Source organism: Burkholderia sp. NFPP32 (assembly GCF_900119325.1).
Taxonomy (GTDB): domain Bacteria; phylum Pseudomonadota; class Gammaproteobacteria; order Burkholderiales; family Burkholderiaceae; genus Burkholderia; species Burkholderia pyrrocinia_C.
On the sequence record NZ_FPJP01000003.1, the window covers coordinates 1 to 14389 of the forward strand.

The 14389-nt window shown below is 67.5% G+C and carries 12 protein-coding genes and 1 pseudogene; 5 read left to right on the top strand and 8 right to left on the bottom strand.

What is annotated here, in order from left to right:
• Nucleotides 1–168: 168 nt before the first annotated feature.
• The 3 genes from BT264_RS07015 (at nucleotide 169) to BT264_RS07025 (ending at nucleotide 3671) form a co-directional block, all read left to right on the top strand.
• On the top strand, nucleotides 169–1392 hold the full coding sequence (locus BT264_RS07015; RefSeq protein ID WP_072442291.1) for an RtcB family protein: 1224 nt from the start codon (nucleotides 169–171) through the stop codon (nucleotides 1390–1392).
• Between the two features lie 55 nt (nucleotides 1393–1447).
• Nucleotides 1448–2263, top strand: coding sequence for a nucleotidyltransferase domain-containing protein (locus BT264_RS07020; protein ID WP_072442066.1), 816 nt, complete (start codon nucleotides 1448–1450; stop codon nucleotides 2261–2263).
• Between the two features lie 259 nt (nucleotides 2264–2522).
• On the top strand, nucleotides 2523–3671 hold the full coding sequence (locus BT264_RS07025; protein ID WP_072442068.1) for a DUF1176 domain-containing protein: 1149 nt from the start codon (nucleotides 2523–2525) through the stop codon (nucleotides 3669–3671).
• 24 nt (nucleotides 3672–3695) lie between these two features.
• Here the strand turns inward: BT264_RS07025 and BT264_RS37930 are convergent.
• Nucleotides 3696–3797: pseudogene (locus BT264_RS37930) on the bottom strand (methyltransferase); the annotation flags it as partial.
• A 150-nt stretch (nucleotides 3798–3947) separates the two neighbouring features.
• Between BT264_RS37930 and BT264_RS07030 the strand changes: the two are divergent.
• Nucleotides 3948–5243, top strand: coding sequence for an O-acetylhomoserine aminocarboxypropyltransferase/cysteine synthase family protein (locus tag BT264_RS07030; RefSeq protein WP_072442070.1), 1296 nt, complete (start codon nucleotides 3948–3950; stop codon nucleotides 5241–5243).
• Nucleotides 5244–5261: 18 nt separating this feature from the next.
• Here the strand turns inward: BT264_RS07030 and BT264_RS07035 are convergent, their stop codons facing one another.
• The 3 genes from BT264_RS07035 to BT264_RS39805 all read right to left on the bottom strand — a co-directional run bounded on the left by BT264_RS07035 (nucleotide 5262) and on the right by BT264_RS39805 (nucleotide 6963).
• Nucleotides 5262–5765 (bottom strand): hypothetical protein, encoded by a 504-nt coding sequence (locus BT264_RS07035; RefSeq protein ID WP_072442072.1) that lies wholly within the window; start codon nucleotides 5763–5765, stop codon nucleotides 5262–5264.
• A 66-nt stretch (nucleotides 5766–5831) separates the two neighbouring features.
• Nucleotides 5832–6107 carry a DUF4148 domain-containing protein gene (locus tag BT264_RS07040; RefSeq protein WP_072442073.1) on the bottom strand — a complete coding sequence of 92 codons (276 nt, stop codon included), beginning with the start codon at nucleotides 6105–6107 and terminating at the stop codon, nucleotides 5832–5834.
• Between the two features lie 433 nt (nucleotides 6108–6540).
• On the bottom strand, nucleotides 6541–6963 hold the full coding sequence (locus BT264_RS39805; protein WP_256260580.1) for a hypothetical protein: 423 nt from the start codon (nucleotides 6961–6963) through the stop codon (nucleotides 6541–6543).
• Between the two features lie 114 nt (nucleotides 6964–7077).
• Between BT264_RS39805 and BT264_RS07050 the strand changes: the two genes are divergently transcribed.
• Nucleotides 7078–7362, top strand: a complete 285-nt coding sequence (locus BT264_RS07050; protein ID WP_072442077.1) for a DUF4148 domain-containing protein — start codon at nucleotides 7078–7080, stop codon at nucleotides 7360–7362.
• Between the two features lie 82 nt (nucleotides 7363–7444).
• On the opposite strand, the gene BT264_RS07055 is transcribed toward BT264_RS07050, so the two are convergent.
• The 4 genes from BT264_RS07055 to BT264_RS07070 all read right to left on the bottom strand — a co-directional run bounded on the left by BT264_RS07055 (nucleotide 7445) and on the right by BT264_RS07070 (nucleotide 14377).
• Nucleotides 7445–8869, bottom strand: a complete 1425-nt coding sequence (locus BT264_RS07055) for a heavy metal sensor histidine kinase (protein ID WP_072442078.1) — start codon at nucleotides 8867–8869, stop codon at nucleotides 7445–7447.
• The gene (irlR, locus tag BT264_RS07060; RefSeq protein WP_006490455.1) at nucleotides 8866–9549 is read right to left on the bottom strand and encodes a heavy metal response regulator transcription factor IrlR; all 684 of its coding nucleotides are present in this window, start codon (nucleotides 9547–9549) and stop codon (nucleotides 8866–8868) included. The genes BT264_RS07055 and irlR overlap by 4 nt, the downstream gene beginning before the upstream one ends.
• Nucleotides 9549–12773 (bottom strand): efflux RND transporter permease subunit, encoded by a 3225-nt coding sequence (locus BT264_RS07065; protein ID WP_072442080.1) that lies wholly within the window; start codon nucleotides 12771–12773, stop codon nucleotides 9549–9551. The genes irlR and BT264_RS07065 overlap by 1 nt, the downstream gene beginning before the upstream one ends.
• Before the next feature lie 137 nt (nucleotides 12774–12910).
• Nucleotides 12911–14377 (bottom strand): efflux RND transporter periplasmic adaptor subunit, encoded by a 1467-nt coding sequence (locus BT264_RS07070; protein WP_072442082.1) that lies wholly within the window; start codon nucleotides 14375–14377, stop codon nucleotides 12911–12913.
• Between the last annotated feature and the right edge of the window lie 12 nt (nucleotides 14378–14389).

Here is a 14389-nt window from a genome sequence, read left to right on the forward strand (position 1 = left end):
CCCATCTCCTCGGCCTCGGTTGTTCCGATGCCTGAGGTTAACAGCTCGCCGCACAAGTTAACAGCCCCAAACAGCCTTTTTGAAACCGTCTCTTAGGGTATGAAACGGCGCGGCGCATGTGTGCATGTGTACCGCGCCGGGCAAATGAATGAATGAATGGTGAAGCAAATGACTGACATGGATTATCAGGTGATGGAACTGGCGAACGGCAAGCCGGTGAAGATGTGGACGCAAGGTGTCGCCGTCGAGGACGAAGCGCGCGCGCAACTGCGCAACACCGCACAGATGCCGTTCATCTTCCGCCACGTCGCGGTGATGCCGGACGTCCACCTCGGCAAGGGCTCGACGATCGGCAGCGTGATTCCGACGAAGGGCGCGATCATTCCGGCCGCGGTCGGCGTCGACATCGGCTGCGGGATGATGGCCGCGCGCACGACGCTGACGGCGTCCGACCTGCCGGACTCGCTTGGCGGGCTGCGCAGCGCGATCGAACGCGCGGTGCCGCACGGCCGTGCGCCGGGCCGCCGCGATCCGGGCGCGTGGGGCGATCGCACGCCGGCCGCCGTGACCGAATCGTGGAAATCGCTGCTGCCGGGTTTCCAGCGAATCGTCGACAAGTATCCGAAGCTGGAAAAGACGAACCACTACGCGCATCTCGGCACGCTCGGCACCGGCAATCACTTCATCGAGGTGTGCGTCGATGAAGCGGACCACGTGTGGTTCATGCTGCACAGCGGCTCGCGCGGCGTCGGCAACGCGATCGGCAGCCTGTTCATCGAACTCGCGCAGGCCGACATGCGCCAGCACATCGCGAACCTGCCGGACCGCAACCTCGCGTATTTCACCGAGGGTAGCCGGCACTTCGACGATTACGTCGAAGCGGTCGGCTGGGCGCAGGACTACGCGCGGCGTAACCGGCAGGCGATGATGGACGCGGTGATCGGCGCGGCGCGCGGCGTGATCGGCAAGCCGTTCGCGGTCGACGAGCACGCGGTGAACTGCCACCACAACTACGTGCAGCGCGAACGCCACTTCGGCGAAGACGTGCTCGTGACGCGCAAGGGCGCGGTGTCCGCTCAGAAGGGGCAGCTCGGGATCATTCCGGGTTCGATGGGCGCGAAGAGCTTCATCGTGCGCGGGCTCGGCAACCCGGAAAGCTTCTGCTCGTGCAGCCACGGCGCGGGCCGGACGATGAGCCGCACCGAAGCGAAGCGCCGCTTCACGGCCGACGACCAGGCGAAGGCGACGCAAGGCGTCGAATGCCGGAAGGACGCCGGTGTCGTCGACGAGATTCCGATGGCCTATAAGGACATCGACGCGGTGATGGCAGCCCAGCGCAGCCTCGTGGAAGTGGTGCATACGCTGCGCCAGGTGGTGTGCGTGAAAGGATAGCGCGGCGCGCGGCCGATGGCCGGCGGCCGCGCGCAACGAAAGGGAAACAACAAAAATGAAAACGGAAAAGGCAATGACAACCGTGCGCAGCGCGCATCCGGTCGATCCGGCCGTGCGGGCGCGCGTGATGACGGAACTCGCGGAAGTCGAGCGCCGCCACGACGTGAGCGTGCTGTTCGCCTGCGAATCGGGCAGCCGCGGCTGGGGCTTCGCATCGCCTGACAGCGACTACGACGTGCGTTTCGTGTACGTGCACCGGCGCGACTGGTACCTGCGTGTCGAACCGCAACGCGACGTGATCGAGCGGCCGCTCGACGACGAGCTCGACGTAAGCGGCTGGGAGCTGCGCAAGGCGCTGCAACTGCTGCGCCGGTCGAACCCGACGCTGCTCGAATGGCTCGACTCGCCTATCGTCTATCGCGAAGACACGCGCTGGGCGCCGCGGCTCAGGTCGCTGGCGTCGGCGTTCTTCTCGCCGGTGCGCGGGCGCCATCACTACCTCGCGATGGCAAAGAAGAACTTTCGCGGCTACCTGCAAGGCGACACGGTGCGTTACAAGAAGTACCTGTACGTGCTGCGGCCGCTGCTCGCGGTGCGCTGGATCGACATGGGGCTCGGCATGCCGCCGATGCGCTTCGCGGATCTCGTCGAAGGCACCGTGCGCGAGCCGGCGGTGCGCGCGGAACTCGATGCGTTGCTCGCGTTGAAGATGAGCGCGAACGAAAGCGAATACGGGCCGCGCCGGCCCGCGATCCACTCGCTCGTCGAGACGATGCTCGCCGATGCCGAACACGATCGCGAATACAAGCGGCCGTGGGGCGATGTGGCGATGCTCGATACGTTCCTGCGCGACGTGGTCGACGGTCGATGAAAGACGAACGGCGCGATGCCTGTGGGCATCGCGCCGTTTCCGCATCTGCATGCGCCCGGACGCTGCCGGTGAGCAACGTGCGTGCCCGCACACTACGCGTCGTCGCGCCGAACGCTGCCCGTTGCGGCTGTATACTTGATCCCGTTCTGCAAAGCCCACCGCGTCATACGCCACTGCACTCCACGTGCACCGCTTGCCGACGATGCGCCTGCAGCGCCGACGTCTTCCGCCCGCCCGTTCACAGCCGATACGAACCGTCATGTCGCACCGCCTTTCGCTTGCCCTCGCCGCCCTCCTCGCCGCTTCTCCGCTCGCCGCACAGGCACGCCCGCTCGCGCGGCCGCCGGTCGAGCGCGACTTCAAGAGCTGGTCGGTCGTCTGCGATAACGGCAAACGCTGCATTGCCGAAAGCCACGCCGACGATATCGACGACGCGCGCCCCAACCTCATCCTGCGCGTGACGCGCGATGCCGGCCCCGACGCGCAACCGTCGCTCGACATCTTCGCGTCGGCGCCACTGGATCTGCGCACGGCACGCACCGATGGCCGCCCGTTCGATGCGATGCCGGCCCAATGGCATGCGTTCGGCGACAAGCCGGACAATGACGACGCGCACCCGTTCCGGATCCGGACGAGCGATCCGGCAACGGTTGCCGCATGGCTCGCCGCGTCGCGCAATGCGCAACTGCTGAGCTTCGGCGATCCGGCGTCGGCGCAAACGCCGCGCACGCCGCTGTCGGGATTGAATGCCGCGCTGCTGCTGATCGACGACACGCAGGGCCGCGTCGGCACGGTCACGGCGCTGCTGCGCCCCGGCAACCGGCCCGCGTCGTCGGTGCCGGCCGCGCCGGCACTGCCGCCCGCCGTCGTTCCGGCGCCGCCCGTCGCCGGCCTGTCGGCCGCCGAACAGCGCCCGCTCGTCGATGCCGTGCTCGCGAAGTTCGGCACCGACGTGAAGCAATGCGCGGCCGATGTCGAAGACGAAATGTCGGCCGGCGATCGCAGGAAGGCGTCGCGCGCCGTGGCGATCTCGGCCGACGAGGCGCTCGTCGCGATCCCGTGCCAGACCAGCAGCCTGTATAACCACACCGACCTGTGGTACCGCGTGCGGCGGTCGGCGCCGTATGCGCCGACGGCGATGAACTTCGGCGAGAACGCGAACGCCGGCCTCGACTCGGCGTCGTTCGCGAACGAACTGACCGACGCCGGCTACGATCCCGTCAGCGCGATGCTGTCGAGCAAGGTCCGCTTGCGCAGTGCCGGCGATTGCGGCTCGACCGCGTCGTGGGTCTTCGACGGCCGGCGCTTCCTGCTCGCCGACATTGCAACGCACGGCACCTGCAACGGCCTGTTCCAGGATCAATGGCCACGCCTGTATCGCCGGGCCGATGCGACGGGAAAGCGCTGACGCGCGTGGCGTGCCACCGTCACGTCACTCGCCGACGATCGAGATCGAGAATCCGTCCCAGCCCTTCTGCCCGACCGTCTGCACGGCCGTCGTCGTGAGCTTCGGCTCGGCAGCGAGACGCGCGAAGCACTGGTCCTGATCCATCGCGCGCCTCCTGTCTGCGGAAAACCGCATTCCATGCGCGGCATCCCCATAAGCAACACACCATTCGTTCTAAGGACAGCAGCACACGTGCTCCTATAATCGCTCGACATCACAACAACAGACGGAGCACCCATGACCGATCAGGCCTCTTCGAACTGGCGCCTCGAAACCATCGCCGTGCACGGCGGTTATCGTCCCGACCCGACCACGCGCGCGGTCGCCGTACCGATCTACCAGACCGTTGCGTACGCATTCGACGACACGCAGCACGGCGCCGACCTGTTCGATCTGAAGGTCCAGGGCAACATCTACACGCGGATCATGAACCCGACGACGGACGTGCTCGAGCAACGGATCGCCGCGCTCGAGGGCGGCATCGGCGCGCTTGCGCTCGCGTCGGGGCAATCCGCTGTCACGTACGCGATCCAGACGATCGCCGAAGCCGGCGACAACATCGTGTCCGCGAGTTCGCTGTACGGCGGCACCTACAACCTGTTCGCGCACACGCTGCCGCAATACGGGATCACGACGCGCTTCGCCGATCCGCGCGACCCCGCGTCGTTCGAGCCGCTGATCGACTCACGCACGAAGGCGATCTTCGCGGAATCGGTCGGCAACCCGCTCGGCAACGTCACCGACATCGCCGCGCTCGCGGAAGTCGCGCATCGCCACGGGATCCCGCTGATCGTCGACAACACGGTGCCGTCGCCGTACCTGCTGCGCCCGTTCGAGCACGGCGCGGACATCGTCGTGCACTCGCTGACGAAGTATCTCGGCGGGCACGGCACGAGCCTCGGCGGCGCGATCGTCGATTCGGGCAAGTTCCCGTGGGCCGAGCACGCGGACCGCTTCAAGCGGCTGAACGAGCCGGACGTCAGCTATCACGGCGTCGTCTATACGGAAGCATTCGGGCCGGCCGCCTATATCGGCCGCGCGCGCGTGGTGCCGCTGCGCAACATGGGCGCGGCAATCTCGCCGTTCAACGCGTTCCAGATCCTGCAGGGCATCGAAACGCTCGCGTTGCGCGTCGAACGGATCAGCGACAACGCACTGAAGATCGCGCAGCATCTCGCGCGCCACGAGCACGTCGAATGGGTGAACTACGCGGGGCTGCCCGATCACCCGGACCATCCGCTCGTCGCACGCTACCTGTCGGGCCGCGCGCCGGGCATCCTGACGTTCGGCGTGAAGGGCGGCCGCGACGGCGGCGCGAAGTTCCAGGACGCGCTGAAGCTGTTCACGCGGCTCGTCAACATCGGCGATACGAAGTCGCTCGCGACGCACCCGGCATCGACGACGCACCGGCAACTGTCGCCGGCCGAACTCGCGAAGGCCGGCGTGAAGGAGGAAACGGTGCGGCTGTCGATCGGCATCGAGCATATCGACGACCTGCTCGCCGATCTCGACCAGGCGCTCGCGCAGCTTTGACCGGAACAGGCGCGCCGGCTACCACGTCGTCGCGCCCGCCGGATACGTGTCGACGATGCGTGAGCCGTTGGCGGGCGTGACGCCCGCGTTGCGCAACGCGGTCCACAAGTCGATCGCACGCTCGCGCGACTTGCGGCTGCCGTCGTCGGTCAGCACGTTCAGTGCGATCACTTCGTCGCGTGTCGTCAGTTGCAGTTGTTCCTTCAACTTGCGCGACTGATACGACGCGGTACGGACATCGCCCAGCACGATCCGCTTCTCCGCGACATTCGGCTCGCCGCCCGTGTCGGCCGGCACGAACGTCAGCCGGCCGTTGTCGAGCTCGCATTGCCCGCGCGTGAACGTCGCGCTCCACTCGCCCGACGGAACGGCCGCGAACTCGCAGCGCATCCGCTCGTTCGCGCGGCGGCCGGCGTCGTGCGCCGACGCATGCGACAGCGCCCGTTCCGGCCAGCCGGCCGCCATCGCGGCCGGCGACATCAAACAGACAGCCAGCATGATTCCTGTTGCGATAGTGCGCATGGCATGCTCCTTTTCATATGGAAAACCGGCCGAGCAGCGGCGTCGCATCCGGCCGCGGATGAACGATCAACGCACCGCGAAGCGGTTGTCGTGCGCATCGACCGTCGGTGCGTTCTCGCCGCGGTGAACCGTCGATCGATGGATTTCCTGATTGCGCGCAACGGCGGCCGGGCTCGCCGGGTAGTCGTGATTCGGGCTCGGGATCACGCCGTCGTGCCGCGCGCGCATCAGTTCCCGACGCACTTCCTGACGGGTCTTCGCCTGCGCGGCCACGGTCTGCGAGAAGGCCGCGATCGACAGAGCGGCAACGGTCATGGCGATCATCGGTCGCGGAATGTTCATGTCGTTCGCTCCTTGCCTGGAATCCGTGACAGGAGCCGTCACTTTGATCCGGCGGCGGTGCGGCATCGTGATCCCGGCATGACGGATTCGTCATGGTTCGCGCATTCATCGCGTCGCAGTACGAAGTAAACTCGTCTCGAACAACGGCGCAGGCATCGATCGGCTCCTATGGCTACGGCGGAACGCGCACGCAAGGCATCGTCAATCTCGGGTTTCGCCATCGATTCTGATCGCGGCGACGGCACGCTCGCGCCTGCGTGACAAAAAATTCATGTTCCGATCAGGTTCACGATGCGTCGTTTCGCTACCATCGGAACGGTAACGGGCCATGCCCGTTCCCATCCACGCAGCGGGTCGCTGTCGCACGGCACGATCACGCGTTAGGCCCGGACTCATCGAGTACCGGGCCTTTTTTTGATCGCAAGGCAGACGATCAGCGTGCTGGATTGCGTCGCGGGAACAGACACGGATGCGTCTTCACGTACAGGTTCGGATTGCCGCAACGATGCCCCGCATAGTCGATCTGCTCGCCGGGCATGAGGTCGGCCGGCACCGGCTTGCGCGCGGCGGACGACGCGGTCGTGCCGGTGTCGGAACGTGGCGATTCGCAGCCCGCGAGAAACGGGACGATCAGGACTGCGATCAACGATAGGAGAATGGCGGGACGATGCAATTTCCGGTCCGAAATGAAAGCCTGAACATGACCGCCCGCTTTCGATTCTGCTGTCGCGAACGGCGCGAATGCCGTCGGCCGCGCGGGCCATCGGCAGGCTTCATGTTCCGCTTCCCGCTCATCGCGCTCATGACGCGAACATGACGATTGCGTCACATCGATCGAGCGCGTACGGTGCGCCACCGCGTCACGCAATCTGACGTTTTTTTCATCTGCCGATCACGGTGGCGCATGGCTGCTTTCGCATACTGGGTCCATGGTTCGCCACCCGGCGACCCTGATCAAGGAGAGAGCTCAATGAAAACGGCAAAACTCGCAGCACTGTTCGTCACCGCCACGCTGTCGCTCGGCATGGCCGCGCAGGCCGCGTTCGCACAGACGCAAACGCAGGGCAAGACCCGCACGCAGGTCGTCAACGAACTGAAGCAGGCGCAGCACGACGGCGTCGTGCCGACGGGCAAGACGCAGTACCCGCCGAGCGGCGAGCTCGTCGCGCGCAACAAGGAACTGCACAGGATCTCGGTGCATGGCGGCGAGAAGGCGCCGCAGGCCGACAACCACGACAACCTGGCGACACGCTGATGCCCCTCGGTCGTACGATCGCGGGCAACGTGCCGCTCGCAAACGCCTTGTGGCGAACGTGCGGGCGTGCCCGCCCGCGATGTCAGGTGCGGATGACGGCCGGCCGCGTCGGCTCGGCCGGCCGTCGCGGAAAGCGCAGCCAGAACGTCGTGCGCCGGCCGGGATCGCTGTCGACGCCGCATTCGCCGCCGTGGTTGTCCATGATCGACCGGACGATCGCGAGGCCGAGCCCCGTCCCCGACGCCGAATTGTGCCGCGACGGATCGACGCGATAGAAGCGCTCGAAGATCAGCCCGACATGTTCCGCCGCGATGCCCGGCCCCGTATCCGACACGGCGATCGTCGTCGCACCGCCCTGCTCCACGCAGTCGATCGTGACGACGCTGCCGCGCGGCGCGTAGGCGAGCGCATTGGACAGCAGGTTGCTCAACGCACGCTGGTACAGCGTGAGATCCGCATCGACCCACGCATGGCCGTCGACCTTCACCGACACGCCCGCATCCTCCGCGAGCGGCTCGTAGTAGCCGACGACACGCCCGGCCTCTTCCGCCGCATTCAGGCGCCGCACGTCGATCGACGTGCCTGCCTGTTCCGAGCGCGCGAGAAACAGCATGTCCTCGATCATCCGCGACAGCCGCTGATACTCGTCGATGCTCGACTCGATCACGTTTCGGTATTCATCCGCGCTGCGCGGCTGCGACAGCACGACCTGCGCGGCCGCCTGCAGGTTCGTGAGCGGCGTGCGCATGTCGTGCGCGAGATTCGACGAGAACTGGCTCAGCCGCGTGAACGATTCGTTCAGCCGCGCGAGCATCCCGTTGAACGCATGCTCGAGCTCCTTCAGCTCGCCTGACGTATCGAGCTCCGGCAGCGGATGCGCAAGCCGGCTCGACGACATCTGCTCGGCGCGCGCCGCGAAACGCCGCAGCGGACTCAGCCCGAGCGCCGCGATGCCATACGCGATCGCGGCCGCGAGCACCACGCCGAACACCTCGATCACGACGATCGTATAAGCATGCGTACGCAACAGCAGCACGTCGGCGCTGCGATCGTACTGCACCGCGACGCGTACCACCGGAGCGCCCGCGCCGGCGAGCGGCACGGTCGTCACCAGGTACTGGTGCCGCGCGCCGGGCGGCGCGACGCCGACCGGCACGCGCCCCGCGTCCAGCGACAGCAGCGGCGCGTATGGGCGAAAACCGGGCGTGCCGACGAGGCGCGTGCCCGTCGCATCGTAGATCGCGAGATCCATGTTCGGATGGCCGTGCAGCTGGTCGATCCAGATGTCGGTGTTGCGCGCGACGTCGGCCGTCGTGCGCGCTTCGGCCAGATGCGTGCCCAATGCGGCGGAAATGCCGGCCATCTGCTCGGCCGCCGTCGTTTCGACGCGGTTGCTCAGCGCTTCATAAAGCGCGACGCCGCTCGACGCGAGGATCACCGACGTCGACAGGATGATCAGCGCGGTCAGGCGTCCGCGCAGCGTGCGCGGCAGCAGGCGCGCGATCATGCGGCCGCGCCGCCGCGCGCTTCGAGCACGTAGCCCATCCCGCGCACCGTGTGGATCAGCTTCGGTTCGTATGCGTCGTCGATCTTCGAGCGCAGCCGCCGGATCGCCGAATCGACGACGTTCGTGTCGCTGTTGAAGTTCATGTCCCATACCTGCGATGCGATCGTCGCGCGCGGCAGGATCTCGCCCTCGCGACGCATCAGCAGCCACAGCAGCGCGAATTCCTTCGCGGTCAGCAGGATCGTGTCGCCCTGCCGCGTGGCCTTGCGGCGCGTCAGGTCGAGTTCGAGGTCGGCCACGCGCAGCGTGTTCGAATCGCGCGGCTGGCCGCGCCGCAGGATCGACTTGATGCGCGCGGTCAGCTCGACAAAGTCGAACGGCTTCGCGAGATAGTCGTCGGCGCCGAGTTCGAGCCCCTTCACGCGATCACCGACGTCGTCGCGCGCGGTGAGGAACAGCACGGGCGTCGACTTGCTGCGCCGCAGGTTCTGCAGCAGCGTCCAGCCGTCCTGCCCCGGCAGCATCACGTCGAGCACGAGCAGGTCGTATTCCTCGGTCTCGGCCTGGTGCTGGCCCGTGATGCCGTCCTCGACCCAGTCGACGACATAACCGGCCTCCGTCAGGCCCTTGCGCAGATAGGCACCCGTCTTCGGTTCATCCTCGACAATCAGAATTCGCATTACGCATTACCCTTGAAGAAACCCAGCCGGCGCAGCAAACCGGCGCCGACCCCGCCGCCGAAGCTGTCCAAAAGCGCGGCGCGCCACGACACCGCATGGCTGACGCGGTACAGCACAGGCAGCACCAGCAGCGTCAGCGCCGTGGACGACAGGATACCGCCGATCACGACCGTCGCAAGCGGGCGCTGCACCTCGGCGCCGGTGCCGGTCGCGAACGCCATCGGCAGGAAACCGAGCGACGCGACCAGCGCGGTCATCAGCACGGGCCGCAGCCGCGTGAGCGCGCCTTCGCGCACGGCGGCGTCGAGCGGCGTCCCTTCGTCGCGCAGGTTGCGGATGAACGAGATCATCACGAGACCGTTGAGCACAGCGACGCCGGACAGCGCGATGAAGCCGACCGCCGCCGTGATCGACAGCGGAATCCCGCGCAGCCACAGCGACACGACGCCGCCGCTCAGCGCGAACGGAATGCCGGTGAATACGAGCAAGCCGTCCTTCACGTTGTTGAACATCACGAACAGCAGCACGAACACCATGAACAGCGCGAGCGGCACGACGAGCTTCAGGCGCTCGCTCGCGCTTTGCAGCTGCTCGAACTGGCCGCCCCACGACACCCAGTAGCCGGCCGGCACGCGCACGTCCTGCTGCAACTGCTCGCGCGCATCGGCGACGAACGAGCCGACGTCGCGGCCGCGCACGTTCGCGCTGACGACCACGCGCCGCTTGCCGTCCTCGCGGCTGATCTGGTTCGGGCCCGGCGCGACGTCGATCGTCGCGAGTTCAGCGAGCGGCACGTACGGCGCTGCCGCCAGCGGCGCGCTGGCACCGGCCGCCGGCGCGGGCAGCGCGATCGGCAGCCGCTTGATCGCCTCGATATCCGAGCGCAGCTCGTCGGGCAGCCGCACGACGATATCGAAGCGGCGGTCGCCCTGGAACAGCGTGCCGGCCTTCTGCCCGCCGACGGCCGCGGCCACCGTGTCCTGCAGGTCGGCGACGCTCACGCCGTAGCGTGCGAGCTTGTCGCGGTCGAGGTTGACGGTCAGCACGGGCAGGCCCGTCGTCTGCTCGACCTTCACCTCCGATGCGCCCGGTACCTTCTGCAGCGCGGCCGCGATCTGCTCGCCGGTCTGGTTCAGCACGGCCATGTCGTCGCCGAAGATCTTCACGGCCACGTCGCTGCGCACGCCCGAGATCAGCTCGTTGAAGCGCAGCTGGATCGGCTGCGAGAACTCGTACGCGTTGCCCGGCAGCTCTGCGAGCGCTTCCTCGATCTCGCGCACGAGCGTGTCGCGCGGCTTCTTCGGGTCGGGCCACCTGTCCGTCGGCTTCAGCATGATGTAACCGTCCGACAGGTTCGGCGGCATCGGGTCGGCAGCGATCTCCGCCGTGCCGGTGCGCGCGAACACGCGCTCGATCTCGGGGAAACGCGCCTTCAGCGTCTTCTCGATCGACTTCTGCATCCCGACCGACTGCGACAGGCTCGTGCCGGGAATCCGCAGCGCGGCGACCGCCAGATCGCCTTCGTCGAGGCTCGGGATGAACTCGCTGCCGAGCCGCGTGGCGAGCCCGAGCGTGACGAGCACGATCGCACCCGCGCCGAGCATCACGCGCACCGGGCGCGTCATGAACGCGGCGAGTACCGGTTCGTACGCGCGCCGCGCCCAGCCCATCAGCCGGTTCTCCTTCTCCTCGACCCGCTCGCCGATGAACAGCGCGACGGCCGCCGGAATGAACGTGACGGTCAGCACCATAGCGGCCGCGAGCGCCATCACGACGGTCATCGCCATCGGGTGGAACATCTTGCCTTCGACGCCGGTCAGCGCAAAGATCGGCAGGTACACGACCATGATGATCAGTTGCCCAAAGATCAGCGCGCGGCGCGCTTCCTGCGACGCGCCGAACACTTCGGCGAAGCGCTCGTCGCGCGTGAGCGGCCGCCCGGCGGTGGCCTGCGCATGCGCGAGCCGCCTCACGCAGTTCTCGACGATCACCACCGCGCCGTCGACGATGATCCCGAAGTCGAGCGCGCCGAGGCTCATCAGGTTCGCGCTCACCTTCGCGTTGACCATGCCGGTGAAGGTCATCAGCATCGACAGCGGAATCACGAGCGCGGTGATCAGCGCCGCGCGGATGTTGCCGAGGAACAGGAACAGCACGGCGATCACGAGGATCGCGCCTTCGAGCAGGTTCTTCTTCACCGTCGCGACGGCCTTCTCGACGAGCACGGTGCGGTCGTACACGGGAATCGCCTTCACGCCGGCAGGCAGCGTGCGGTTCACGTCCTCCATCTTCGCGGCGACGGCCTTCGCAACCGTCCGGCTGTTCTCGCCCATCAGCATGAAGACCGTGCCGAGCACGACCTCCTCGCCGTCCGACGTCGCGGCGCCGGTGCGCAGCTCGCGGCCGATGTCGACCAGCCCGACGTCCTTCATCCGCACCGGCACGCCGCCGACGTTGGTCAGCACGATGTTCGCGATGTCGTCGACGGTGCGCGCCTGGCCCGGCACGCGCACGAGATACTGTTCGCCGCGCTTTTCGATGTAGCCGGCGCCGACGTTGTCGTTGTTGCGTTCGAGCGCGCGCACGACGTCGGCGAGCGTCAGCCCGTACGACATCAGCTTCGCCGGGTTCGGTGCGACACGGTATTCCTTCACGTAGCCGCCGATCGAATTGACCTCGGTCACGCCGCGCACGTTCCTGAGCTGCGGCCGCACGACCCAGTCCTGCAGCTCGCGCAGGTCGGCCGCCGTATAGCGCGTGCCGTCGGGCTTGCGCGCGGCCGCGTCGGCTTCGACGGTCCACAGGTAGATTTCGCCGAGGCCCGTCGACGTCGGACCCATCGCGGGTGCGATGCCGGCCGGCAGCTTGTCCTTCGCTTCCTGGATGCGCTCGTTGACGAGTTGCCGCGCGAAGTAGATGTCGGTGCCGTCCTTGAAGATCACGGTGACCTGCGACAGCCCGTAGCGCGAGATCGAGCGCGTCTGCTCGAGGCCCGGCAGCCCGGCCATCACGGTCTCGATCGGGTAGGTGATGCGCTGCTCGGCTTCGAGCGGCGAATAACCGGGCACGGCCGTGTTGATCTGGACCTGCACGTTCGTGATGTCGGGCACCGCGTCGATCGGCAGCTTCTGGTAGCTGAAGACGCCCAGCGCGGCCACGGCCGCGATCGCCAGCATCACGAGCCAGCGGTGCGCAATCGCAAAGCGGATCAGGCGCTCAAACATGGCGGGATTCCTTGAAACGGGGAACGGTCACCCTCATCGGACGGGCCGCGCGACCGGTCACTCGACGGGTCGCAAATCGAGCCGCATATCGGGCCGCATAGCGGGTCGAAAACCGTGCAATGGCACGCGCGTGACGCTCATTCATGTTCCGCGCTCCCCTTGCCGAGTTCGGCCTTCAGCACGAAGCTGTTCGACGCCGCATATTCCTGGCCGGGCTTGAGCCCCTTCAGCACTTCGGTCGCGCGCTCGTCGCGCCGCCCCGTCTCGACCGCCTGCGCGACGAACCCCTTCGGCGAGCGCACGAACACCGACGGCGCGCCGTCGACGTCCTGCAATGCATCGCTCGCGACCGCGAGCGCCACGCCCTGCTTGCCCGCGTCGACCGACACGTTCACGAACATGCCCGGCCGCCACACGCCATCGGGGTTCGGCAGCACGACGCGCGCCGGCGCGGTGCGCGTCTGTTCGCCGAGCAGCGAGCCCACATACGCGATCGGGCCGCTCGAACGCGATTCGAACGCGGTCGCGCTGACGGTCGCGTCGCGGCCCACGCGCACATCGTTCAGCCGCTGCGCCGGCACGGCCATCTCGGCCCACACGGTCGACAGGTCGGAGATCACGAACATGCTTGCATCGGCGGCGATCGCCTCGCCGGGCGTCGCATGCTTCTCGACGATCGTGCCCGCGAACGGCGCGCGCAGCTCGTAGCGGTTCAGCGCGCCCGCGCCCGCCGGCGCGTTCAGCGCGGCGAGTTTCTGCCGCGCGTTCTGCACGGCGATCTCGGCCTCGCGCAACTGCACCTGTGCCTGCTGGTAGTCCTGTTCCGCCGAGATGCGCTCCTGCCACAGCGTGCGTTCGCGCTCGTAGGTTGCGCGCGCACCCGACAGCCGGCGCTCGGCCGTCAGCAGTTCGCTGCGCCGGTCCGCGAGATCGGTGCTCGCGATCACGGCCAGCACCTGCCCCTTCGCGACGTTCTGCCCGAGCGACACCGATACCTGCTCGACGATGCCGGCCACGCGCGGCACGACGTGCGCGGTGCGATCCTCGTTGAACTTGATCTCGCCCGGCAACTGGAACGGCGTCGCGATCTGCGCGGGGCCGGCCTTCGCAAGCCCGATCTTCGAGGTCGCCAACTGCGCGTCGGTCAGCGCGATCGCGCCGTCGGCGCGCGCGAACGGGAACGACGCCGCGTCGCCGCCCGCCTTGACGTCGATTGTCGCATCGAACACGTGCGGCTTGGCGATCGACAGCGCGGACACGAACTTCTGGCCGGCCGCGTCGAAACGCAACGGTTCATGCGTGCGGTCGTAGCGGACCAGCGTGCCGGACACGGTCACGCCCTTGTCGGCCGGCTTGCCGTCGACGAACGGATAGACGACGAGCCGCGCGTCGCCGGGCTTTTCCGTCATGACGATCTCGACGGACAGCCTGCCGCGCTTCAGCACGACACCGCCCCGCGCGCCGGCGCCATCGGCCGGCGGTGCGGCTTCGGCGGCCGATGGCGCTGGCGCGCCGCCGCCCCGCGTGACGGCGAGCGCGCCGAGCACGATTCCGGCGCCGCCGAGCACGGCCGCCGCAATGATGAAGATTCTGCTGCGTGACATGACGATCCTTCA

Coding starts and splice junctions, on each gene's coding strand:
- BT264_RS07015 (WP_072442291.1), top strand. CDS start 169: ATGACTGACATGGATTATCAGGTGATGGAACTGGCGAACGGCAAGCCG.
- BT264_RS07020 (WP_072442066.1), top strand. CDS start 1,448: ATGAAAACGGAAAAGGCAATGACAACCGTGCGCAGCGCGCATCCGGTC.
- BT264_RS07025 (WP_072442068.1), top strand. CDS start 2,523: ATGTCGCACCGCCTTTCGCTTGCCCTCGCCGCCCTCCTCGCCGCTTCT.
- BT264_RS07030 (WP_072442070.1), top strand. CDS start 3,948: ATGACCGATCAGGCCTCTTCGAACTGGCGCCTCGAAACCATCGCCGTG.
- BT264_RS07035 (WP_072442072.1), bottom strand. CDS start 5,765: ATGCGCACTATCGCAACAGGAATCATGCTGGCTGTCTGTTTGATGTCG.
- BT264_RS07040 (WP_072442073.1), bottom strand. CDS start 6,107: ATGAACATTCCGCGACCGATGATCGCCATGACCGTTGCCGCTCTGTCG.
- BT264_RS07050 (WP_072442077.1), top strand. CDS start 7,078: ATGAAAACGGCAAAACTCGCAGCACTGTTCGTCACCGCCACGCTGTCG.
- BT264_RS07055 (WP_072442078.1), bottom strand. CDS start 8,869: ATGATCGCGCGCCTGCTGCCGCGCACGCTGCGCGGACGCCTGACCGCG.
- irlR (WP_006490455.1), bottom strand. CDS start 9,549: ATGCGAATTCTGATTGTCGAGGATGAACCGAAGACGGGTGCCTATCTG.
- BT264_RS07065 (WP_072442080.1), bottom strand. CDS start 12,773: ATGTTTGAGCGCCTGATCCGCTTTGCGATTGCGCACCGCTGGCTCGTG.
- BT264_RS07070 (WP_072442082.1), bottom strand. CDS start 14,377: ATGTCACGCAGCAGAATCTTCATCATTGCGGCGGCCGTGCTCGGCGGC.